The 20,984-nt window shown below is 63.6% G+C and carries 15 protein-coding genes; 4 read left to right on the forward strand and 11 right to left on the reverse strand.

The window, feature by feature from the left end; all coding sequences use genetic code 11:
* Positions 1-214: 214 nt before the first annotated feature.
* Entirely contained in the window at positions 215-5,104 is a 4,890-nt protein-coding gene (locus tag AC1Q6I_RS11585) for a hypothetical protein (RefSeq protein ID WP_256581321.1), read from the reverse strand.
* 247 nt (positions 5,105-5,351) lie between these two features.
* On the opposite strand from AC1Q6I_RS11585, the gene AC1Q6I_RS11590 reads away from it, so the two are divergent.
* The 4 genes from AC1Q6I_RS11590 (at position 5,352) to AC1Q6I_RS11605 (ending at position 7,439) form a co-directional block, all read left to right on the forward strand.
* The gene (locus tag AC1Q6I_RS11590) at positions 5,352-5,642 is read left to right on the forward strand and encodes a DUF5629 family protein (protein ID WP_069076319.1); all 291 of its coding nucleotides are present in this window, start codon (positions 5,352-5,354) and stop codon (positions 5,640-5,642) included.
* Positions 5,629-6,804 carry a lactonase family protein gene (locus tag AC1Q6I_RS11595; RefSeq protein ID WP_102624357.1) on the forward strand — a complete coding sequence of 392 codons (1,176 nt, stop codon included), beginning with the start codon at positions 5,629-5,631 and terminating at the stop codon, positions 6,802-6,804. Before AC1Q6I_RS11590 ends, AC1Q6I_RS11595 begins: the two co-directional genes overlap by 14 nt.
* Before the next feature lie 156 nt (positions 6,805-6,960).
* Positions 6,961-7,140: a hypothetical protein gene (locus AC1Q6I_RS11600; protein ID WP_024075918.1), complete on the forward strand. Its 180-nt coding sequence runs from the start codon at positions 6,961-6,963 to the stop codon at positions 7,138-7,140.
* A 173-nt stretch (positions 7,141-7,313) separates the two neighbouring features.
* Positions 7,314-7,439, forward strand: coding sequence for a hypothetical protein (locus AC1Q6I_RS11605; RefSeq protein WP_024075917.1), 126 nt, complete (start codon positions 7,314-7,316; stop codon positions 7,437-7,439).
* Here the strand turns inward: AC1Q6I_RS11605 and AC1Q6I_RS11610 are convergent.
* The 10 genes from AC1Q6I_RS11610 to AC1Q6I_RS11655 form a co-directional block, all read right to left on the reverse strand.
* On the reverse strand, positions 7,436-8,029 hold the full coding sequence (locus tag AC1Q6I_RS11610) for a glutathione S-transferase (protein WP_102624356.1): 594 nt from the start codon (positions 8,027-8,029) through the stop codon (positions 7,436-7,438). The two genes, AC1Q6I_RS11605 and AC1Q6I_RS11610, sit on opposite strands and share 4 nt — an antisense overlap.
* Entirely contained in the window at positions 8,026-11,664 is a 3,639-nt protein-coding gene (locus tag AC1Q6I_RS11615; RefSeq protein ID WP_102624355.1) for an AAA family ATPase, read from the reverse strand. The genes AC1Q6I_RS11610 and AC1Q6I_RS11615 overlap by 4 nt, the downstream gene beginning before the upstream one ends.
* A complete protein-coding gene (locus AC1Q6I_RS11620; RefSeq protein WP_024075914.1) occupies positions 11,661-12,902 on the reverse strand; it encodes an exonuclease SbcCD subunit D C-terminal domain-containing protein in 1,242 nt (413 codons plus the stop codon). The genes AC1Q6I_RS11615 and AC1Q6I_RS11620 overlap by 4 nt, the downstream gene beginning before the upstream one ends.
* A 371-nt stretch (positions 12,903-13,273) precedes the next feature.
* Positions 13,274-14,914 (reverse strand): BatD family protein, encoded by a 1,641-nt coding sequence (locus AC1Q6I_RS11625; RefSeq protein ID WP_024075913.1) that lies wholly within the window; start codon positions 14,912-14,914, stop codon positions 13,274-13,276.
* Positions 14,911-16,650: a tetratricopeptide repeat protein gene (locus AC1Q6I_RS11630; protein ID WP_024075912.1), complete on the reverse strand. Its 1,740-nt coding sequence runs from the start codon at positions 16,648-16,650 to the stop codon at positions 14,911-14,913. Before AC1Q6I_RS11630 ends, AC1Q6I_RS11625 begins: the two co-directional genes overlap by 4 nt.
* Positions 16,647-17,735 (reverse strand): vWA domain-containing protein, encoded by a 1,089-nt coding sequence (locus AC1Q6I_RS11635; RefSeq protein WP_069076314.1) that lies wholly within the window; start codon positions 17,733-17,735, stop codon positions 16,647-16,649. Before AC1Q6I_RS11635 ends, AC1Q6I_RS11630 begins: the two co-directional genes overlap by 4 nt.
* On the reverse strand, positions 17,728-18,222 hold the full coding sequence (locus AC1Q6I_RS11640) for a DUF4381 domain-containing protein (RefSeq protein WP_024075910.1): 495 nt from the start codon (positions 18,220-18,222) through the stop codon (positions 17,728-17,730). The genes AC1Q6I_RS11635 and AC1Q6I_RS11640 overlap by 8 nt, the downstream gene beginning before the upstream one ends.
* Positions 18,219-19,151 (reverse strand): DUF58 domain-containing protein, encoded by a 933-nt coding sequence (locus AC1Q6I_RS11645; RefSeq protein WP_024075909.1) that lies wholly within the window; start codon positions 19,149-19,151, stop codon positions 18,219-18,221. Before AC1Q6I_RS11645 ends, AC1Q6I_RS11640 begins: the two co-directional genes overlap by 4 nt.
* Before the next feature lie 5 nt (positions 19,152-19,156).
* Positions 19,157-20,116, reverse strand: coding sequence for an AAA family ATPase (locus tag AC1Q6I_RS11650; protein WP_017739127.1), 960 nt, complete (start codon positions 20,114-20,116; stop codon positions 19,157-19,159).
* 259 nt (positions 20,117-20,375) lie between these two features.
* Positions 20,376-20,729: a hypothetical protein gene (locus AC1Q6I_RS11655; protein WP_024075908.1), complete on the reverse strand. Its 354-nt coding sequence runs from the start codon at positions 20,727-20,729 to the stop codon at positions 20,376-20,378.
* Positions 20,730-20,984: the final 255 nt, after the last annotated feature.

Here is a 20,984-nt window from a genome sequence, read left to right on the forward strand (position 1 = left end):
TTTGGCGGGCAAGCCGTAATGCCTTTGTAGGAGCGAGGGGGACGCCTAGTTCTTGCTCGCGAAAAACGTCAACGATAACGCGTGTTTCCTGAATCAACGCGGCGCCTGTGAGTTTTTCGCGAGCAAGAACTAGGCGTCCCCCTCGCTCCTACAGAAGGCGATGTTCGTTTTACTGACTGGCATCAGGGCAAACCGGCTCCTTGGGGCGGCTGGGTTAGAGCTTCAGGAACAGTTTTTCATCCAGTGGGGCTTTTATCTGGCTGCGCACGATGCTCTCGATGCGTTTGTTGTCCTGGCCGGCCTGGTTGATGAGGTCTTGTTGCGTCAGGAAGCGCTGTTCCGGGATCTTCAGGTGCGCCGCGCTGTGGTCGGCGCGTGGCGTGGTGGGGGTGGGGTAATGGAAGTGCGCATACCAGAGCACCTTGGGCCCATTTTTCTCGCGCACGGCATATTCGGTAAGGAAGTCACCGCCCTTGAGTTTTTTGCCACGGTTGACCAGGCCGATATCGACGCGTCCATGTGTCCACAGGTACTCGACGTTTTGTGCGCGGGGGGCCTGGCGCAGGTAGCCGTCACAGCGATGGGCAATGGCACGCCGGCGCATCTCCTTGGCTGCGTCCTGCCATTGCTGCACCCACGCCGCGGTTTCGCTGCGGGCGCCATGGCCGGCCTGAGCTTCCTGCGCAACTTGTTCCAGGCGTTGGGCCTGGGCTTCGAGCATGTCGCTCCAGTCGCTGGGGTTGACCGACTCTCGGCGCGTCGGGTCATCGAGTTTCTTTTTCTGGAACTGGATCGAGCGCTCGATGCCGGCCTGCTCGTCCATCAGCTTGCGAGCATTGCCGATCAAGGCTGATAACGGTTTAGGCGAGGGCACGGGCGCCGGTTTTATCGGTTCGGCCCGCACGATCTGCACCCACTCGCCCTCGGCCGGGTGCCAGCTGTAACTGGTCAACGCCTGGCCGTTGCGGCTGTCGAGGACATCGATGATCGGAATGTCCTGCCCGGCTTGCGCAGCCCTCAAGGTGCCGACCAGGGTCTGCTTGTCACGGGTCTTGAATACCCTTTTGTTGTTCGACTTGCGCGGCCGTTCCTGGCGCGCCCCCGCCACGGGCGGCAGGTGTTGCTCTTCGCGGATCAGATCGGCCAACTCGGCTTGGGCCTGGTCGATCACCCCTTGCAGGTAGTCGACGAACAACTTGCCGTACACCGGCCGCACGCTGACGGGGTCGACGTCCTGGAGTGCCTGGGTGTTGGTCAATTCGGCCCGGTATTGATCGATCAGGTGGCTGAGGACCGCGATACGTTCATCAGTGGTATAGTCTTCGTGCTGTTGCAGTTCGATATGGGAGGTCGCCACGCTATTGAGGTCTGCCCGGTTGAAGCGCGCCAGGAAGAAGGCAACCTCGGGAGACTGTGTGTCGACGCTGCGGTCGATGCTCAATTCGCGCAACGCGCTGAGGCGTTCCAGGTTGGCGTTGAATGGCTGGCCGGCCGGTGGCTGGCGCGTAGCCTTGATAAAGGCTTCGGCCTGTTTCTTGCTCGCGGGCGAATCGTTTTTCCACTCATCGAGTGCCTGGTTATACGCCTCGTTGGCCTTGATCAACCGTGTCAGGCGCTCAACCCGGTGGGCCAGGCTGTCGATGAACTCCGCGTAGGCCCCCGGTTCATTGTTGCGGGTGCGCTCGATCAGGCTGGTCAACGGTTCGCCGCTGATGGCGTGCGAGAGCTCATCGCCGACGTACAGGTAGTCGGTAGTATTGGCGCGCAGTGTTTCAGCGATCGCCTGGTATTCTTCGGCGCGCTTTTCCTTGAAGACGTTGAAGTCCTGGGCCGGGGTCTCGGCGGTGAGCACCTGGATCGCATGCTTGCGGTGGGCGATCAGGGTGTCGACGCTTTTTTGGTAGTCCTCCAGGCGAAGGCGTAACAAGGCGTCCAGGCCCTGGTTCTTCATGCGTTCCTGCTGGTAACGCGCGGTAAAGTCAGCTTTGCGCTCACCGTGGTTGGCCAGGCTCCATAGGGTCTTGAGGGTTTTGCCCGACGTTTGTAGGGCCTCTTGGGTTTCCTTGACACGCTTGCCTGCGGTTTCCATGGCACTCACCGCAGGCTTCATGCGGAACACTTCGTTCACGTACGTTGCGAGCTTCGCCTCGCTCAGTGCGTTGTTGCGCTCCAGCGTGGCTTTCATCCTCGCACTGGACTTGGGCATGCCGCCCTTGAGCTTGGGACGTATATCGAACTGCCATAGCCGCTGGGCATCGCGTGTCAGCGGCGGGCCGGTACGGGCCTTGTCCTGTTCATCGATCACGAAGACGCCGTCCAGGTCCCTCGCCACGCGGAACCAGCGGTTTTCAATACGTGCGTGCAATTTGTTGTCAATGAGGTACAGGCCCTCGGTCTCTCCGCTGCTGATGGGGGGCTCCGGCGTGGTTGGGCCGGGCACGCTGAACGAATCGATCAATGCGCGTTGGGCGGGGCTCAGTTGACGCGGGCTGGAAAAAGCAAAGTCGAAGGGGTGGTGACTGTCGGCAAGGCCATCGCCTGTCATTGTGGTGTCCTGCGTGACCACTGCCGGTGCCGACGAGGGTCCCCCGGCGGTACGGCGCAAGGCAATCGACACGTCCGGTCGCTGCGCAAATGGCAGGTGACCTACCGGCCGCTCCGGCGCCGTGTGTGTGTGGCTCAGTAAGGTGCTGACATTTACCAGCAGGTCGACCAGCGCTTGTGCCGGGTCGGGGTGACTGGGGTCGCTGGCTTGCTTGATATCGTTTTCAACGCTGGCCAGTTGTACCAACCAGCCCGCCATGGCGCCTGGGCCGCGCAGCACCGGGAGCAGTGTGTTGAATAACAACCAGCCCAGTTCTTTATGGGACGCCCAGCGGCTCTGGGCGTCGGAGACGGACTGGCCCTCGGCGAGCGTGACCAGGCTTCGCGCATTGGTACTGAACAGGTGTTGCATCAGCTGGCCGTCGAGCAACGCCTTGTCCAGTGCCTCGGCCGCGGCGTAGCCGTCGACGGCCAACGCCGTCGGCGCGGGCGTGTCGGGCGCATCGAACTCGTTGAACAGGCTGTAGTGCGTAATGTGCGGGGTCTTGAAACCATCGTTGGCGTAGATCGCACGGGTCTTGTCATCGGGCAGCCAGGCCAGGATGCTGTGTTGCAGCGGGCCAGGTGCCTGGACCGCAGCCAGCAGAGCGTCACGGCTGGCAAACTCCAGCAAGGGCGGTGCCAGCAGCGGGCGATACAGCAAGTGCGGGCCGCGTGTCGGGTCCTTGGGCTCGAGCAGGAACATATTGGCGACCACGTCCGGCGTCGCTCCGGGTTTGTGCAGGAAGGCCAGCGGCCGGACGGTGACGGGCTGCCCGTCGACTGTACGCGGGCCGCTGCCGGGCCGCGTCACCGCTTCGACCAGCCGGTAACCCCCGTCGGTTACGCCGGCTTCGCCCTTGAGCTTGAGTTCCAGGGCCTGCAGGGCCAGTTGCACAGGCACCTGCTCGGTAAACAAGGCGCTACGCTGCCGCGCCTGCTCGGTATCACTGAGTAGTTGCTGATTGAGCAGGGCCGGATAGTGTTGGCCGATATCGACGCTGCTGATCAGGTCCTTGAGCCTCTGCGGCATCTGCACGTCGTTCACCCGTTGCCCGCGCAGGCGAATCTCCATGGCGCCCTTGGGCAGGCCAGCAAGATTTTCCAGGGCCATGTCCACCAGGTTCATCTTGATCGGTTCGATATAACCGCTGCCGAGGTCGCCGACCGGCACGTTGAACGTGATCTCCAGGTCTTTGGCGGTATAGCCCTTGGGCGCCAAATGTGCGTTGAGCTGTTGCTCGGCATAGGTGCGCAGGTCGGGGATGTCGGTGAGGAAGGAGCGCCCCTGGTGGCGCTGCACACTGCTGGCCAGCGCCAGGGTCTGGCGTTGGTAGGTGAAACGGTCGGCGTCGCTGGCCTGGGTCAGCCATGGCGGCATCTTGCGTTGCATCTGCTCAAGCCGCGCCGCCGACGCCGTGTCACTGAACCAGTGCGAGGTGTCGCTGGCCTGGGTAAAGACCTGCTCCAGGTTGGTCACGTTGGTTTTGGCCGGCAGCTGTATCGCGTCCAGGTTCTGCAACTGTTGATCGAGCATGATGGCGGCCTGGGTATCGAACACGGTGCCATCCGACTCGGTGCGTTTCCAGGTCAGGTGATCGAACGTGAACCTTGCGCTGAGTTGGCGCTCCCAGGCTGTGGCGAAGGCTTCCAGGGAGGTATAAGGCGTGACGACGCCCTGGGCCGTCGCGTGCAGCACCAGGGTGCGTTCGCCCACCTGGCGTGTAATCAAAAGGTCCGGGCTGCTCACCGTAGATGCAGTGCCTTGATGCGTCAGGGTCGTGTCCACCCGGAATACCTTGGCGGCGCCCGCGCCGTACAGGGTGTTGCGTTCGCCCGCATCGGGGTAGCGGGTGATCTGGTCGAGGGTTTCGCGTTGCTGCGGGTCCAGGCCGGGTTGCTGGAGGCCGGCGATGCGCAGGGTGTTTTTCAATGTATCGCTGAGCCACAGCCAGCGGCTGGTGGCGCCAAAGGCCGGCTGGCCCCAGTACTGGCTCAACGCTTCGGCATAGGCAGGCTTGAGGTTGGGGCGCAGGCTGCGGATCGCCAGCTCGAGCGAATGGCTGTCCAGTGGGGCAGGGCTGCCGGTGTCGGACTTGACCCACTGGCGCGGGCCGGAAAAGTCCAGCTCGGCGCCGTTGGCCAGATGCTCAAGGGCAAGGTCCAGCAGGGGTGTCGGCCGGTCTGGCGAGGAACCGGCCAGGGCGGTGTTGGCGCTGTCGATTTTCAGCGCGTCGTCGAGCAGTTTGGCGACCACTGAACGCACGGTGGGGCGCGTGGCGAACTGGTTGGCCACCACCTTGGCGGGCGTGTCGGGCGGTGTGGGGGCTGGATGAGCGGCTGCGAGCTTGCCTTGCAGGCTCAGGGGCACTTTACCCCGCCCTGGGGAGAATAAGCGGGCGGTTCTTGTGGGTGTCGCGGGCTCGGGCGCCGGTGTAGCAGGTTGACGGCTGGCCGATGGCTCAGGTTCGATCGGCAACGAAAACGTGAACAGGCGGGGGTTGTTTCTGACCGATTGCATACAGGCACTTCCTTGGCTGGGGGAGACAAAAACAGGCTGGGAAAAATACCCGCCCGTTGCACGCCCAGCTTCGGCAATGCGTTATGAACTGTTTCCAGGTGCCGCGGGAACTCGGGCCCACGCCTTGAGTGGTGCGGGGCAGAGGCGTCTGTTTCGACGTATTTGTAACGCGCCCGGTAGCGAAACCGGCACCGTCCTGGGGCCCCTGGGCTATCATTGGCGTTTTCCCGTAGATGATTGACCTGCCATGACTGCCGAAAAACTGCCCGACGTCCTAGCCACCAGCGACATGCTTGAAATCGACGGGCTGCACGCCTTCGACTTCACGCTCAATGATGAGACATTGCAGATCATCGCCATGGACGGGCGTGCGGAAAAACGCTGGAGCTTCAGCCGGCAACAGGTGGAGACCGCCACCTTCGATGAGACCTTGCAAAGCTGGACCCTGATCGGTGACTCCGGCGAGCACCGCCTGGTCTGCATGAGCGCGGTCACCGGCAACAATAACGATGAGGATGAAGCGGATGATGATGCGTAAATTCTGGCCCCTGCTGATGGCGGGCAGTGTCGGTGCGATGTCGGTGCAGGCCGCGCCCGCCGACACCTATGAACTGCTGGTGGGCAGCTACACGGCGGGCAGCAGCGAAGGGATCTACCGCCTGCAATTCGATAGCCGTACTGGCCAGTTCAATGGCAAGCCGGTGCTGGCCGCGAAGGCCGCCAACCCGTCGTGGCTGACGCTCTCCAAAGACCAGAAGCACCTGTTTGTGGTCAACGAGAACGGTCCTGGCCAGAAAGACCCGGTTGGCCGCGTCAGCAGCTACAGCATCGACCCGCAGAGCCATCAGCTGACCCTGATCAACCAGGTGCAGAGCCTGGGCAACGAACCAACGCATTCCAGCGTCGCCGTGGATGGCCGCTACCTGTTCGTCGCCAACTATTCGGTCCTCGAAGATCCGGGCGGCAGCCTGGCGATCCTGCCGGTCGACGCGGGCGGCAAGCTGTCGGCACCGGTGCAACTGAGCGGGCACCCGGCCAGCCGTGTGAACCCCGAGCGCCAGGCCTCCAACCATGTGCATTCGGTGGTGTCATCGCCGGATGGCAAATATGTGTTTGTCCAGGACCTGGGCGCCGACAAGGTGTTTGCCTACCACTATGACCCCAAGGCCAACCACGAACTGCCATTGACCCCGGCGACCCCTGCGTCGGTGCCACTGCCACCCGGCAGCGGCCCGCGACACTTGCTGTTCAGCGCGGACGGCAAGCACGCCTGGCTGACCACCGAGATGAGCGCCCAGGTCGCGGTATTCGATTACAACGACGGTAAGCTCACCCAGACCCAACTGGTGGATTTCGCCGCCGGGCAACCGGTGTCGGACAAAGCGGGTGCCGCGCTGCACGCGTCCAGCGACGGCAAGTTCCTGTACGTGAGCAACCGGGGGACGGCCAATCAGGTGCTGGTGTTCAGCATCGACCCGACCACCGCGCACCTCAAGGAATTGCAGCGCCGCTCCGTGGAAGGCGACCACCCGCGTGAGTTCAGCCTGGACCCGAGCGGCAGGTTCCTGCTGATCGCCAACCAGAAAAGCAATGAAATCGTGGTGGTTGAACGCGACCCCAAGACCGGCCTGCTGGGTAAAACCGTGCAGAAATTGCCGATCGATGCCCCCAGCGACCTCAAGTTCCTGGTGCGTCAATAAGCCACAGGCCCCGCACCGCGGGGCCTGACCCTTTGTATTAATTCGATTAATAGCGGCTACTGTTTCAAAGCATTTCTAAGGCTTAGCCCTCGGGCGTAAGTTTGGTTCCAAGGCCTTCCCCGGCCACTCAACCAAACGAACACAAGGGTTACCGACATGAACTTCAATCTCTTCTCGATCATCGCCGCTTCCGCCGTTTCCGCCACCGTGGCCCTGCCAGCGGCCGCCAGCGTGGAACTCACCGGCAAAAAATCCAGCACCAGCGCCTACACCCAGAAATACCTGCAACAAAGCGCCAACTTCTATGCCGCCCTGGATCACAAAACCCAGCAGTGAGCGCTGATTGACCCTGCACACAAGCAGACGCCAAACCACTGGAACGTAGCCACTTGCGTTCGAGTGGTTTGGCGTTTGTGCGTCGGGAGGAAAAAAATAGAGGTAATGGCACAATGACATGTGTTTAAATTTGACGCTGAAATATTGACTCCTTTCTTCCTGGAATCGACAGCATGGCACTCCGACTGGCAGCAGTAATCCTGTTCCTCTATTCCGCCCCGATCCTGTCCTCCGTGCAGCTGGTGGACAACGAGCCGGAGATCGCCCGTGAGCGATTATTGAACTTGGTGGAAGGCTAAGCCTTCGCCATCACCCCGATAAACAGCGGCGATTGCAGGAGCGCGTCCAACCAGCGCTGCAACCCGCTGTAGGGGGTACCGGCAAACCATTCTCGATCGACATGCGCAAATTGCCGTACAAACGGCAGCAAGGCCATGTCCGCCAGGCTCGGATGGTCTGCGAGCAAATAGGCGCGATGCGCCAGCAACCCCTCCAGTTTCTGCAAGAACACTTCGCCCTCGGCCCGATGCGCTTCCATCGGTTGCTCCGGGTAGCGCTCGGCGTACTTGTATCGATTCAAGTGATGCTTGAATACCTGATCGTTCTCGGCAATCAGTGCCAGCACCGCCGGATCACCCTGCAGCAACCAGTCCTCCGGGTCGTGCTGCGCCAACGCCCATTGCATGATCGCCAGGCTTTCATCGATCACCTGAGCGTCCACACTCAACACTGGCACCGTGCCTTTTGGGGACAGTGCCAGCATTTCAGCGGGCTTGGCTTTCAGGCTGACTTCGATGATGCGTACGGGCACGCCGGAATAACCCAAGGCCAGGCGCGCGCGCATCGCATACGGGCAGCGCCGGAATGAATACAGCAGCGCTTCGCTCACTTGACCTCCAGGGTGCTCAGGCCGTTGCCCTGGCGCTTGACCTGGATCTGCACCGGGATGCGTTCGTGCATTTCCTGCACGTGGGAGATCACCGCCACCTTGCGGCCCTGGGCCTGCAAGCCGTCCAGGGCGTCCATCGCCAGTTGCAGCGACTCAGGGTCGAGGCTGCCGAAGCCTTCGTCGATAAACAGCGATTCGATCTTCAACGTACTCGACGCCATCGACGCCAGGCCCAATGCCAGTGCCAGCGACACCAGGAATGTCTCGCCGCCGGACAGCGAATGCACCGAGCGCAGTTCGTCGCCCATTTCGGTGTCCATCACCAGTAGCCCGAGCATGCTGCCACCGCGCTTGAGGCGGTAGCGGCGCACCAGCTGGCGCAATTGCACGTTGGCATGGTGCACGAGCAAGTCCAGGTTATAGGCCTGGGCGATCTTGCGGAACGTGTCACCGGTGGCCGAGCCGATCAGCGCATTCAGGCGCGCCCAGCGTTGCCACTCGTCATAGGCTCTGGCGATTTGCTCGGCCAGGGCGTGGTTGGCGTCCTGGCGACGTTGGTCGTCGGCTTGGCGCGCACGCAACTCGGCGCACTGTTTTTCGCCCTCGGCCAATTGCTGGTTGAGGGCGGCCAGGGCGCTGTCGAGCGCTTCGGCTTCCAGGTTGCCGTTGTGCAAGGCCAGGTGTTCGGCCAGGCGTTGCTCGCGCTCTTGCAGCAAAACCTTGGCTTGTTCGACGGCTTTTTCGCTGTGTTGCACCTGCTGGCGCAGTTCGCTGACCTGCTTGTCGTCGAACGCCAGCAGGCGGGCCAGGCCGTGGTCATCCAGTTCGGGGTGCAGGGCGCGCCATTCGTTGGTGCGGGCGTCGAGGGTGTGCTGTTCGGCTTCGAAGGATTGCTGGCGCTCCTGCTGGGCCTTGAGGTCGGCGGCCAGTTGGATCAGTTGGTTGCGGATGTCCTGCAACTGCTGGTTGGCGTCGGCCTCGCTCTGGCGTGACTGCACCACCACCTGTTCCAGCTGCTGCTGCCAGTGTTCGGCGCTGGTGTGCTCGCCCAGCAGCGCGGTGAGCGTCGCCTGGGCGGCCTGCTGTTGCTCGCTCAACTCGGTGACCTGCTGATGCAAGACGTCGAGCTGCTGTTGGCGATGCTGCTGGTGCGTGTGTTCTTTCTCGATGGCCTGCTGGCGTTCCTGCTGCTCGGCCAGCTCGTCATGTTGATGACCAAGCTGCTCAAGGCGCTGGCTGACCTGCTGGTCCAATTGCATGAAGGTCGCGGCCGGGTCGCTGCGCAAGCCTTCCAGGGTGTCGGCGGGCAGCAGGCTGGCGAAGGCGTTGAGTTCTTCGTCGAGGCGCTCGCGGTCGTTGGACAGCTCGCGCTGCTGGTCGACCAGCAATTGGCGTGCCTGCTGGCTCGCGTCCTGGGCGGCTTGCAGTTGTTGCTGCAAGCGCCCGGCGTTTTGCTGCAGGTTGAGCAGGGCGCCCTGGCGCTGTTCGTCCTGGGTGATGCTTTGGGTCAGTTGGCTGAGTTGCTGGGCCAACCAATGGCTGCGTTTGGCTTCGTCCTGATTGAACAGCGAGGCCGCCAGTGGGTGCGCGTCCAGGCTGGGCTGGAGCGCGTGCTGTTGGGTTGCCAGGTGTTCCTGTTGTTGCAGGAATTCTTTTTGCTGGGCGATCAGGCCGCCCACTTCGCCACGTAGCTCGGTGAGTTTTTCCTTGAGGGTGTCGACGGCTTTCTGCGCCGTGGCCTCTTCGCTTTCATCATGGCGACCCAGGCTTTGCAGCAGGGCCTCGGGCTGGTGATACGGATGCTCATGGCTGCCGCACACCGGGCAGGGCTGGCCGTCCTGCAATTGCTCGCGCAATTCCTCGACGCTGGCACTGCGCGCCAGGCGCTGGCGTTCCAGCAGTTGCTTGGTCACCGTCAGGGTTTGTTCGGCGACGGCCAGTTCGGCCTTGGTTTGCAGGCCGGTCTGGTTCAGTTGTTCGCGCTGCTGCTGGGCATCTGCGAGTTTTTGCGTCAGGGCTGCGGCTTGCTGGTCCAGCTGTTGTTGGCTGTCCCACAGGCGAGTCAGGTCTTCGAAGGCGCGTTGCTGCTTGCGATTGTCTTGCAGCAGGCTGGCCAGCAATTGGATCTGCTCGGCCACGGCGTGCGGCTCGGCACCGGCTTCCTGGTACAGCAGGTCGAGCGCGTCACGTTGTTGGGCGAACTTTTCCGCGGCGGTCGTGGCGCGCTGTTCCAGTTGCGGCAGTTCGGACTGGCCTTTCTTCAGGCGATTACCGATCAGCATCAGCTGTTGCAGGCGGTCGCGGTAGGCGCCCCAGGCCTCGCTGAGCGGGGCGAGGGCGCTGCTGCGTTCAAGTTCGGCGGCCAGGCGTTGCAAGCGCTCGGCAACGTGGGTGTGCTTGTCCTGCAAGCCCTTGAGCAGCGCCTGGCCTTCGGCGCAGGCGGTTTCGTGTTGCTGTTTGTCCTCGGTGCGCTTGGCCAGGTCTCTGGTCAAGTGGGCGAGGGTGCTTTGTGCTTCAAAGGCCTGGCGCAGCAACGGCACGGCGTCGCCCTGGGCCTTGAGGGCTTCGGCCAGTGCCGCCTGGGCCGATATCTGCTGTTGTTGGGCCTGGGCCTGGCGGGTATGCAACTCGGCCTGTTGCTCGATGTGCGCCTGAATCTGCGCGGCCAGCGGCGCCAGCAAGGTGAGGAGTTCTGCCCTGCGCGCAAACTGATGGCGTTGCGGTGCCAGTTGATCGAGGCGGCTCAGGTCCTGGCGCTGCGTGGCCTGGTTGTCCCACTCCGCTTGCGCACGCTGGAGCTGCTCGGTGGCACTGCGCTGGCGCTCCTGCCATTCGCGCAGTTCCTTGAGCCAGGTGTGCTGCAATTCCAGCTGTTTGAGCTGGTTTTGTTGGGTTTTGAGCTGTTGCTGCGCGTCGGCCAGTTGCTGGTCGAGTTCGGCGCGGGCTTCAGGCGCCAGGGGCACCACGCCAGTGGCCTGGTCTTGCAGCTGCTTGTGCGCGTCCTTGGCGTCCTTGGCCTTGTCGAAGGCCCGACGGCCCAACTGGGTGTAGAGCGCGGTGTCGGTGAGTTTTTCCAGCAGCTCGCTGCGCTCGTTGTCGTTGGCCTTGAGGAACGCACTGAACTCGCTTTGCGCCAGCAACACCGCGCGGGTGAATTGCTCGAAATTCAGGCCCAGGGCCAGTTCCAGCTGGGTCTTGTATTCGGTTTTCTGGCTGGCCAGCAGTTGGTCGCTGTCCAGGTCGATCAGGCTTTGCCGGCTGTTTTGCAGCTTGCCGCTGGCTTTGTCACGTGCGCGGTTGGCTTCCCAGCGCGCGCGGTAGCGACGGCCATTGACGCCGACGAAGTCCACCTCGGCATAACCGCCGCCGGTGCCGCGACGGATCAGGGTACGCGGGTCACCGATGGAGATATCGGTATCAGCGTCGGGCATCTTGGCCTGGCCGGTATCGCCCAGGCGCGGCACCGCGCCGAACAGCGCCAGGCACAGGGCATCGAGCAGGGTACTTTTACCGGCGCCGGTTGGCCCGGTGATGGCGAACAGCCCGGCGCTGGCCAGGGGCTCGGCGGTAAAGTCGATCTCGAACGGGCCGGCCAGGGAGGCGAGGTTTTTCAGGCGGATGGCGAGGATCTTCATGGCTGTTCGCCCTCCTGTTGTACTTCCTGGAGCAGCACGGCGAAATCCTTCAAGGTCTGTTCATCCACTTCACTGCCGTAGCTGTCCTGCCAGGCGCGACTGAACAGCTCCTGGGGAGTGAGCTGGTCGAGTTCGATCAGGTGTTGATCGTCCGTGTCGTCGCTGCCGCGTTTGCCGGCGTATTCGGCAGCGATGCGCACCAGGCGCACGGCCTTGCCTTGCAGGGCGGTTTCGATTTGCTGGCGCAGGTCGGGTTGCGGCTCGTCCAGGCGTACCCGCACCTCCAGCCAGGGATGGCGCTGGGTTTCGGCCAACAGGTCGATGTCGGGCAGCTCGGCCAGTTGCTTGAGGATGTCGGCCAGGGGCGCCGCTTCCAGGCGTTGCAGGTTGACCGAACGCGGGATCAGGAGCGGCTCGACGCTGACCAGTCGTTCGCCCTGGAACGTCACGTCGAGAATCTGGTGCTTGTAGCCAATTTCGGAAAACGACAGTGGAATCGGCGAGCCGCTGTAGCGAATGCGCTCTTCGCCATTCACCTTTTGCGGCTTGTGCAAATGGCCGAGGGCGACATAGCCGACACTTTTATCGAACAGTTTGGCCGGCAGCGCCTCGGCATTGCCGATGATCAGGCTGCGCTCGGAGTCTTCCGACACCGAGCCGCCGGCCATGTGCGCATGGCTGATGGCAATCAGCGCCTGGCCTTTTTTGCGTTTGGCGTTGGCGGCGGCGATCAGCCATTCATGGACCTGGCCGATGCCGTGCAGGTAGTCGTCGCCCAGGTGCGCCCCGGTGACTTCCGCCGGGCGCAGGAACGGCAGCGCCAGGCACCACGCGGCAACCTTGCCCTTGGCATTCGGCAGGGGAATCAGCAGGCGTTCGGCGTCCAGTTGGCCGTCGTCCAGCCATAGCACGCGGCCCAGGGCATGGGTGTGCAAGCGCCGCATCAACGGGGCGGGCAGTTCGATCCGCGAGCCGGAGTCGTGGTTGCCGGCGATCATTACTATGGTGAGGTCGGGGTTTTGTTCGTGGGCGCTGATGATGAAGTCGTACAGACGCTCCTGGGCCTTGAGCGGTGGGTTGACCGTGTCGAAGATGTCGCCGGCGATCAACAGCGCATCAGGTTGGTGGGCATGGAGCTGGCGCAGCAGCCACTCAAGGAAACAGGCATGTTCGAAGTCGCGTTCCTGGCCGTGCAGGTTTTGCCCAAGGTGCCAGTCGGAGGTGTGGAACAGACGCAAGGCGAACTCCGCGGAGAAGATGAAAAGGAGGGGAGTTTACCTGTATTGCGAACACGCTGCTTCAGACGACGCATAACCCCCCTTTGGCAATCAGGCAGTTGTGACAAGCGGGCAGCCGTGGCGAGCAGGCTTGCCCTGCGTTGGGCCGCGAAGCGGCCCCTGACAAAGACACCTGCGCTGTGTCAGGCGCGCCTCAGTGGCTGGTTTTGGGGCCGCTTCGCAGCCCAACGCAGGGCAAGCCTGCTCGCCACAGCAGCCCTGTCTGCCGGGCGTTCAGCGTCGAGCCAACCCATCGCAATCAGGGGCAAGTCGAATCGTCGCACGGCCCCTCCCATATTTTGATTTGTGGAGTGTCAGGGATGCAGCGGGGCTTATTTGGGATACAGCGGCGGCAAGCTGGTGGTATCCGTCGCGGGGTCCTGCTCACGCTCGGCCATCGGGATGGCTTTCACCGCACGCCACAGGTCTTCGCCGACCCAATAGTGACCGCTCTCGCTGTAGAGCGCGCCGTTCAACCCATCCAGCGCATCCGACAGCGGCACGAACCGCGCCGCCATGTCGGCCAGGGTTTCCGGCTGTTGCCGCGCCCACGCATCCAGCGCCTGGCGGGTGGCCTGGGGGTCGTTGGCCTGGGCGGCGCGCTTGAGGTCGTCGAGCAGGGTGCGCGGGCTCGGGCCGGTCTGGGCGGCGCGCAATACGGCCGGCTGCCAGCGTGCCCGCCACCACAGGCCGAAGCCGAGCAGGGTGGTGCAAGCCAGGATCAAGGTGCTCAGTTGCCACAGCCACAGGCGGCTATCGTCGGGGGCGGTGATGATGGTGGGGGTGGCGGGGGTGTCCACCACCAGGCTCGGGTTGTTCGCGACTTGCAGGGTGCGGGCCGGCAGGCTGGTGCGTTCCAGGTGATCTTCGTGGGTGTTCCACCACACCACTTCCACCGGTGGCAGCTCAAGGGCGCCGACGTGGGTGGGCACCAGCGCTTCGCGGTCTTCGCGGCTGCCGATCAGGCCGCGGTCGTTGTTCTGGTTGGCGAGCACCGGTTGGTCCGGGTAGCGGCGCAGGCCGTTGATGTCGGTGCTGGGCAGGGCCGGCAGCTGCGCGCTGGACAAGCCTTCGGCCTTGAGCGTGAGGCTGCGGGTCAGGGAGTCGCCGACCTGCACGTGGGTCGGCTCGGGGTTCCAGTTTTCGCTCAAGGTCAGGCTGCGTGCCGGTAACCAGGGGGCGTCGGCCGGGTAGAGTTCCGGCTTCGGCTTGACCGTCAGTTGCAGCGGCGCGGAGCTGACGTGAATCAGCTTGCCGGGCTTGGTGCCTTGCAAGCTGTTCTCTTGCTGTGGACGCGACTCCACCAACGTGGCGCTGAAGGTCTGCGTGGGTATCGCCAGGTTGCCGCTATGCTGCGGGTAGATGGCATAGCGGGTTTCGATCACACCGTGGCGAATGCTGTTGATGACCTTTTCGTAGGTGCGTGACTCGCCCAGTTGCTCGATGCGCGCATCGGGGATCTGCAACGGCGTGAGGCTGCTGTCGTCGTACAGCGACACCGAGTGGTAGACGCGCAGTGTTAACAGGGCCTGGGCCTGGACGTACACGGTGGACTGGTCGAGGTTGGCTTCGACAAAGACCGGCGCGAGTTCGGCATTGGTGTCCTGGCTGCTGGTTTCCACGACTTGCAGGGTAATGGGCTGGGTCTTGTATTCACCCACTTGCAACGGTGGAATCACCACGTTGCCGTTTTCCTTGGGCAGCAGGGTAATGATCCAGCGCGTGGTGGCGTGATTGTCGCCACCCAAGGTGGTGAGCTGGTTGATCTGCCGGGTGCCGCTGACTTCGAACTGCGCATCCAGGGGGGACAGGTCCGGCTTGCCGAACTGGGTGACGTCGCTGGATTCCACCGTCAGTTCTACCGTTTCCCCGGAGTTGAGGCGGCTGCGGTCGACGCTGGCGACCAGGCTCGCCGCCTGGGCGTGGCCTGCCGATAACGCGAGCAGAAGCAGAAGGGTGGTGCGGCGGCTCATCGAGTCTTGTCCTGATGCTGTTGCTGTTCGTACCAGAATTTGCGCCGCAGCAGTTCGCCGGGGTTGTCCGGGATCTCCTGCAGCCATTGTTCCAGGGCCTGGCGGCGTTCACCGTCAAGGCTGGTGTCCGTGGGGCGCAAGGGCGGGGTGGTGGTCTGCTCATCCCCCAGCTCGCTGCCCGGCACGTCATTGCCACCGGCCTGCGGCGTGGCGCCGGCCTGGGTATCATGGGTGCCGGTTTCACCCTGGGCAGGGGATGACTCCTCGCCTCCTGTGGCACTTTGCCCAGTGGCGCCCGGTTGCGCAGTTTGGCCGGGTTGGGTGGTTTCGTCATCCTCGTTTTTTGCCGGCTGAGTCGGCTCGGGCTGGGCCTGTTGCTGGATCAGGCTCTCCACCAGGGCTTTGTTCTTCAGGGCCGGTTGCAGGTCGGGCTGGGCTTCCAGCGCCTGTTCATAGGCGTCGATAGCCGCTTCCAGTTCGCCGGACTTGGCCAGGGCATTGCCGCGATTGTAGTGGGAATAGGCGTCGCTGCCCTCGGCGAAACGCTTGATGGCCTCGGCGTAGTTACCGGCCTCGTACAGCGCCACGCCTTGCCATTGTGGGTCTTCGAAACGCTCGGCGGCTTCGGCGGGGTGCTTTTTCTTCAGCAGGTACTGGCCTTGCTGGTCAGGGCGCAGCCAGAGGTCCTGGAATTCGAACGCGTAGCTGGGCTGCGGCGCGCCCAACAGCAGCAACGGCAGGCAGAACAGCCAGCCCCGGCGCCCGGCGCAGGCGGCCAGCAGCAACAGCGGCAGAAGCAGCCAGTAGCCCTGGTCGGCCCAGGTGTCGAGGTGCAGCAGTTGGCCGTCGTTGCGCAGGGCTTGGGGCGTGTCGAGTACGCCAAGTTGGCGCAGGTCCTTGTCGTCCAGGCGCGCGGCGCGGTAACGGCCGCCCATCTCGCTGGCGAACGCCTTGAGCGTCGGGCTGTCGAGGCGCGGCACCAGGATCGCGCCCTGTTCGTCCTTGAGGAACTCGCCGCTTTCCTGGGTCACCGGCGTGCCTTCGCGGCTGCCAACGCCGAGGATCGACAGGCTGGGCGCCTGGCTGCCTTGCAGCAGCAAGCGAATGCCCTGGCGTTCCTGTTTGGACAGCGAGGAGCCAATCAGCAACAGGCGCCCCTGGCCGAGACCGCCTTGCTTGAGCAGGCCCAGGGCTTTGTCCACGGCCAGGTCGGCGCGATGGCCGGGCTCGGGCATCAGCGAGGGGCGCAGGGCTTCGAGCAGGTTGCGGCTGGTGGCCAGGTCGTCCGACAGCGGCACCAGTATGTGCGCACTGCCGGCATACACGACGATGGCGGTTTGCGCGTCGCTGCGCGCCTGCAACAAGTCATACAGTTTGCGCCGAGCCTGTTCCAGGCGGCTGGGCGGGCTGTCGGTGGCGAGCATCTCCGGGGTCAGTTCCAGCAGCACCACCAGCGGGTCGGACGGTTTCTGACTGGTTTGTTCCACCCGTTGCCAGCTGGGGCCGAGCAAGGCGAGAAGCGCGAGCAGCCAGGCGATGCCGAGGATCACCCAGGGCGATTTGCTTTCGCGCCCGTTGCCGCCGCTGAGCAGCACGGCGTGGAAGGCCGGTGGCAGGATCATCTGCCAGCGCCCGGCGCGTTTTTGCCGATGCCACAGTTGCCACAGCAACCAGCCGAGCAGCGGCAGCAGCAACAGCCACCAGGGACGGAACCAGTGCGGCCACAAGTCGATCATCGACGCCTCCGCAAACGCAGGCGGTTCAGGCGCTGGCGCCATTCAGGGTGCTGTTGCAGGAAATGGCCCTTGGTGGAGAGTTTGTTGAACAAGCGTTGCAAGGCGTTGTTGGGCCAGCGTTCCTGGATCACCAGCAACAGGCTGAGGATCAGCGCCAATGCCAGGGGGGCGCTGTAGAGCGCCTGGGCGGGGCGGGCCTGGGTGGGTTGTTGCTCGACCGGTTCGAGTTGATCGAGGGTGTCCTTGATCGCTTGCAGTTCCTCGCCGTCGCGCGCGCGGAAGTAGCGCCCGCCGGTGGCCTCGGCGATTGCCTTGAGCGCCGGTTCGTCGAGGTCCAGGCTCGGGTTGACGCCCAGGATCCCCAGGGAGCCGGTTTGTTCGGGGTCGGCACCGATGCCGATGGGGTAGATCTTCACGCCTTCCTCAGCCGCCAGGCGCGCGGCGGTCAGCGGGTCGATCTGCCCGGCATTGTTGGCGCCGTCGGTGACCAGGATCAGCACGCGGCTTTGCGCCGGACGCTGGCGCAGGCGTTTCAGGGCCAGGCCGATGGCGTCGCCGATGGCGGTGTTCTTGCCGGCGATGCCGATGCGCGCTTCATCCAGCCAGGTGCGTACGGTGCGGCGGTCGAAGGTCAGCGGCGCTTGCAGGTAGGCTTGGCTGCCGAACAGGATCAGGCCCACGCGGTCACCTTCGCGCGCTTCTAGGAAGTCGCCGAGCAGGTGCTGGACCAGGCTCAGGCGGCTGACGTCCTCGTCCTGCCAGTGCATGTCGGGAAAGTCCATGGAACCGGACACGTCCACCGCCACCAGTAGATCGCGGCCACTGGCGGCAATCGGCAGCGGTTCGCCGAGCCACTCGGGCCGGGCGGCGGCCGTCAGCAGCAGCAGCCACAGCAGCACGAACGGGGCCTGCTGGCGCCAGCCGGGCAGGTTGACCCGCGCGCGGCGGCGGGCGAGGCCTTCGAGGTCGCTGAGGTAGCTGACTTTCAACGCCGGCTCGCCGCTGTCGGCCGCCGGCAATATAAGCCGCATCACCCAGGGCAATGGCAACAGGGCGAAGATCCACGGCCAGGCGAACTCAAACATGTTTGCGAATCCAGGTGTCGACGGCTTGGGTCAGGCCCGCGATGGCTTTGTCATCGAGTTTGCATTCGGGTTTATAGGCGCCTTCCACCAGCACCATCCAGCGCGTGAGGCCGGCGGCGGGGCAGCGGTTATCGAGGAACGCCAGCCATTTGCGGCCGTTGAGGGTGTGGCTCTGGCTGTAGGGATAGTCGTTGCGGCACAAGCGCTTGAGCAGGCCATTGAGCTGCTGCAGCCAGGCGCCGGCGGGGGCGCCGTCATAGGGTTTGGGCATCAGGGCGAGTTCCGCCAGGGCCGCGATGCGCAGCGGGTCGAGCGGTTGTTCGGCGCGAGCCAAGGGGCGCCGCGCGGGCACAAAGCGGCGCAACGACCACAGGCCCCAGCCCAGCAGCGGGATGATCAGCAGCAACAGCCACCAGCCGGGCGCGGGTGGCCAGAAGCCAATGCTCGGCGGGGCGATCAAAGGTTGCAGTTGGTCGAGGCTGCTCATTGCTTTTTAACCGGGCGTTGCGGGTTGAGGTATTCGCGCAGTTGCTCGACCATTTCACTCTGGGTGCTCAACGGCATCAACAGTATTCGCAGTTTCTGCGCGAGCAATTCCCAGCGGGCGATGCGCGCTTCGGCCTGGGCCTTGTAGGCTTGGCGCAAGTCGAAATTCAATGTGTCCAGTTCCAACTGTGCGCCTCTTTGCGCGAAACGCAGCAGCCCGGCGGCGGGCAGGGCATGGTCCAGCGGGTCGGAGATCGGCATCAGCAGCAAGTCGCAATGGCGTGACAGCAGGCTCAGTTGTTGTTCTGCACCTTCGGTGAGGGCGCGTTCATCACAGATCACGATCACCAGGCTGCCCGGGCGCAGGACTTCACGCCCACGGCGCAGGGCCATGCCCAGGGCGTCGGCTTCGGGGCGGCTCTCGGTGTTGAGGCTCTGGTTGACCCGCACCAGGCGGTTGAGCAATTGCAGCAGGCTTTGCTTGCTGCGCCGGGGTTTGATTTCGTAGTGCTCGTTGTCACCGAACACCAGCCCGCCGACGCGGTCGTTATGCCCCAGGGCTGCCCAGCCGATCAGGCTGGCGGCCTGGGCCGCCAGCACCGACTTGAACATCTGCCCCGAACCGAAAAACAGCCGGCAGCTTTGCTCCACCATGATAAAGATCGGGCGTTCGCGTTCTTCGTGGAACAGCTTGGTATGCGGTTCCTGGGTGCGCGCGGTCACACGCCAGTCGATGGTGCGCACGTCGTCCCCGGCCTGGTACACGCGCACCTGGTCGAAGTCGACGCCGCGCCCGCGCAGCTTGGAGTGGTGCAGGCCAATCAGCGGGCTGCGCTGGCTCGGCGTGGAAAACAGCTGCACTTCGCGCACGCGGTGGCGCATCTCAATCAATTCGCTGAGGGTGACGCGGATTCCATCGCTGGCGTTCATCGACTTCAAGCGACGGCAACGACGTCGAGAATGCGTTGTACCACGCGGTCCTGGTCGATCCCGGCGGCTTCGGCTTCGAAGGACAGGATGATGCGGTGGCGCAGCACGTCGAACAGCACCGCCTGGATATCCTCCGGGCTGACAAAGTCACGCCCGGCCAGCCAGGCATGGGCACGGGCGCAGCGGTCGAGGGCGATGGAGCCGCGCGGGCTGGCGCCGTAGGCGATCCATTCGGCCATCTCCGGGTCGAACTTGGCCGGGGTGCGCGTGGCCATGACCAACTGCACCAGGTATTCCTCCACCGCATCGGCCATGTACAGGCCGAGGATTTCCTTGCGCGCGGCAAAGATCGCCTGCTGGCTGACGCGGCGTTCAGGCTTGGTTTCGCCGTTGAGCGCTTCGCCCCGCGCCTGTTGCAGGATGCGCCGCTCCACGGCGGCGTCCGGGAAGCCGATCTTGACATGCATCAGGAAACGGTCGAGCTGGGCTTCGGGCAACGGGTAGGTGCCTTCCTGCTCGATGGGGTTCTGCGTGGCCATCACCAGAAACAGCGGCGACAACTCATAGGTGCTGCGCCCGACACTGACCTGGCGCTCGGCCATGGCCTCCAGCAAGGCGGATTGCACCTTGGCCGGGGCACGGTTGATTTCGTCGGCCAGCACCAGGTTGTGGAAGATCGGCCCCTGTTGGAACACGAAGCTGCCGGTTTCCGGGCGATAGATCTCGGTGCCGGTGATATCGGCCGGCAACAGGTCGGGAGTGAACTGGATGCGATGGAACTGCGCTTCGATGCCTTCGGCCAGCTCTTTGATCGCCTTGGTCTTGGCCAGGCCCGGCGCGCCTTCCACCAGCATGTGGCCGTCGGCGAGCAGGGCGATGAGCAGGCGATCGATGAGTTTTTCCTGGCCGAGAATCTGCGTAGAAAGAAAGGTTCGCAGCGCAAGCAGCGCTTCACGATGTTCCATCGATGACGGTTCCTGGAGAGATGAGCCTGGTGGTCGAGCGCGAGCGCCAGGCTTGGGAGGCTTACTTTAATGCATCGAAGGGGGTGGCGACTAACGGCGTCACGGGTATTTTCAGAAAAACTTGTAGGGTTTTTGTGTGGGAACACAGTCAATGTGGGAGGGGGCTACACCCCGATGGCGGCGCGTCAGTCACAGATGTATTAACTGACCCGATGCTATCGGGGGTAGGCCCCCTCCCACATTTGATCGATGGTGCAGCTTAAATCCGGATGAAAGTGCCGGTGCCTTTGAGGATGTTTTGCAGGGTTTGCTCGACTTCGGCCAAGTCCGAGGCGGCTGTGGCATGGGTGATTGCCAGGTGGTCCTTGCCGCCCAGGGCGTCGGCGTCGCCTGCGGCGAGTTCTACCTGCAGCGTGGTATCACTCAGGGTGACCTTGAGGCCGTCCAGGGTCGACGGCTCGTAATCCCAGGTCAGCTCGACTTCGTTTTCATCCGGATACCGGGTCAACATGAACATCTCGCCGTTTTTGCCGTGGCAGCAGAGCATGGCCATGTTGTCTTCTTCGTCGTCGCACGGGGTGGCCATCAATGCGTCGGTTTTCAGCTGCAGCATGGGGAATCCTGTGTGGGGGAGGGTGTTGCGTGGACAATTGTGCCATTGCGGCGAATTTTGTGCTGCATCCTGTGTCAGACCCAGTGCATGACCTGATGGGCAAGATCGGTCATTTCTGGTACTCGCTGCGGCGAAAACAGCCGGTTTTTCTGCGGGAAAATCCGGGTTGTCCAAGTCGCAACCGCAAGCTTGCTTACCGATGACCGAATATGTCGCAGCACCGCAAGCAGCGGTCTTCCTACACTCGTTAAGCTG

The sequence above is a fragment of the Pseudomonas sp. MPR-R2A5 genome (genome assembly GCF_058793055.1).

What these genes read in the sequence shown, in the direction of transcription:
- AC1Q6I_RS11590 (WP_069076319.1), top strand. Translation starts at nt 5,352, where the DNA reads ATGACTGCCGAAAAACTGCCCGACGTCCTAGCCACCAGCGACATGCTT.
- AC1Q6I_RS11625 (WP_024075913.1), bottom strand. Translation starts at nt 14,914, where the DNA reads ATGAGCCGCCGCACCACCCTTCTGCTTCTGCTCGCGTTATCGGCAGGC.
- AC1Q6I_RS11605 (WP_024075917.1), top strand. Translation starts at nt 7,314, where the DNA reads ATGGCACTCCGACTGGCAGCAGTAATCCTGTTCCTCTATTCCGCCCCG.
- AC1Q6I_RS11655 (WP_024075908.1), bottom strand. Translation starts at nt 20,729, where the DNA reads ATGCTGCAGCTGAAAACCGACGCATTGATGGCCACCCCGTGCGACGAC.
- AC1Q6I_RS11630 (WP_024075912.1), bottom strand. Translation starts at nt 16,650, where the DNA reads ATGATCGACTTGTGGCCGCACTGGTTCCGTCCCTGGTGGCTGTTGCTG.
- AC1Q6I_RS11645 (WP_024075909.1), bottom strand. Translation starts at nt 19,151, where the DNA reads ATGAACGCCAGCGATGGAATCCGCGTCACCCTCAGCGAATTGATTGAG.
- AC1Q6I_RS11640 (WP_024075910.1), bottom strand. Translation starts at nt 18,222, where the DNA reads ATGAGCAGCCTCGACCAACTGCAACCTTTGATCGCCCCGCCGAGCATT.
- AC1Q6I_RS11615 (WP_102624355.1), bottom strand. Translation starts at nt 11,664, where the DNA reads ATGAAGATCCTCGCCATCCGCCTGAAAAACCTCGCCTCCCTGGCCGGC.
- AC1Q6I_RS11585 (WP_256581321.1), bottom strand. Translation starts at nt 5,104, where the DNA reads ATGCAATCGGTCAGAAACAACCCCCGCCTGTTCACGTTTTCGTTGCCG.
- AC1Q6I_RS11650 (WP_017739127.1), bottom strand. Translation starts at nt 20,116, where the DNA reads ATGGAACATCGTGAAGCGCTGCTTGCGCTGCGAACCTTTCTTTCTACG.
- AC1Q6I_RS11635 (WP_069076314.1), bottom strand. Translation starts at nt 17,735, where the DNA reads ATGTTTGAGTTCGCCTGGCCGTGGATCTTCGCCCTGTTGCCATTGCCC.
- AC1Q6I_RS11600 (WP_024075918.1), top strand. Translation starts at nt 6,961, where the DNA reads ATGAACTTCAATCTCTTCTCGATCATCGCCGCTTCCGCCGTTTCCGCC.
- AC1Q6I_RS11595 (WP_102624357.1), top strand. Translation starts at nt 5,629, where the DNA reads ATGATGATGCGTAAATTCTGGCCCCTGCTGATGGCGGGCAGTGTCGGT.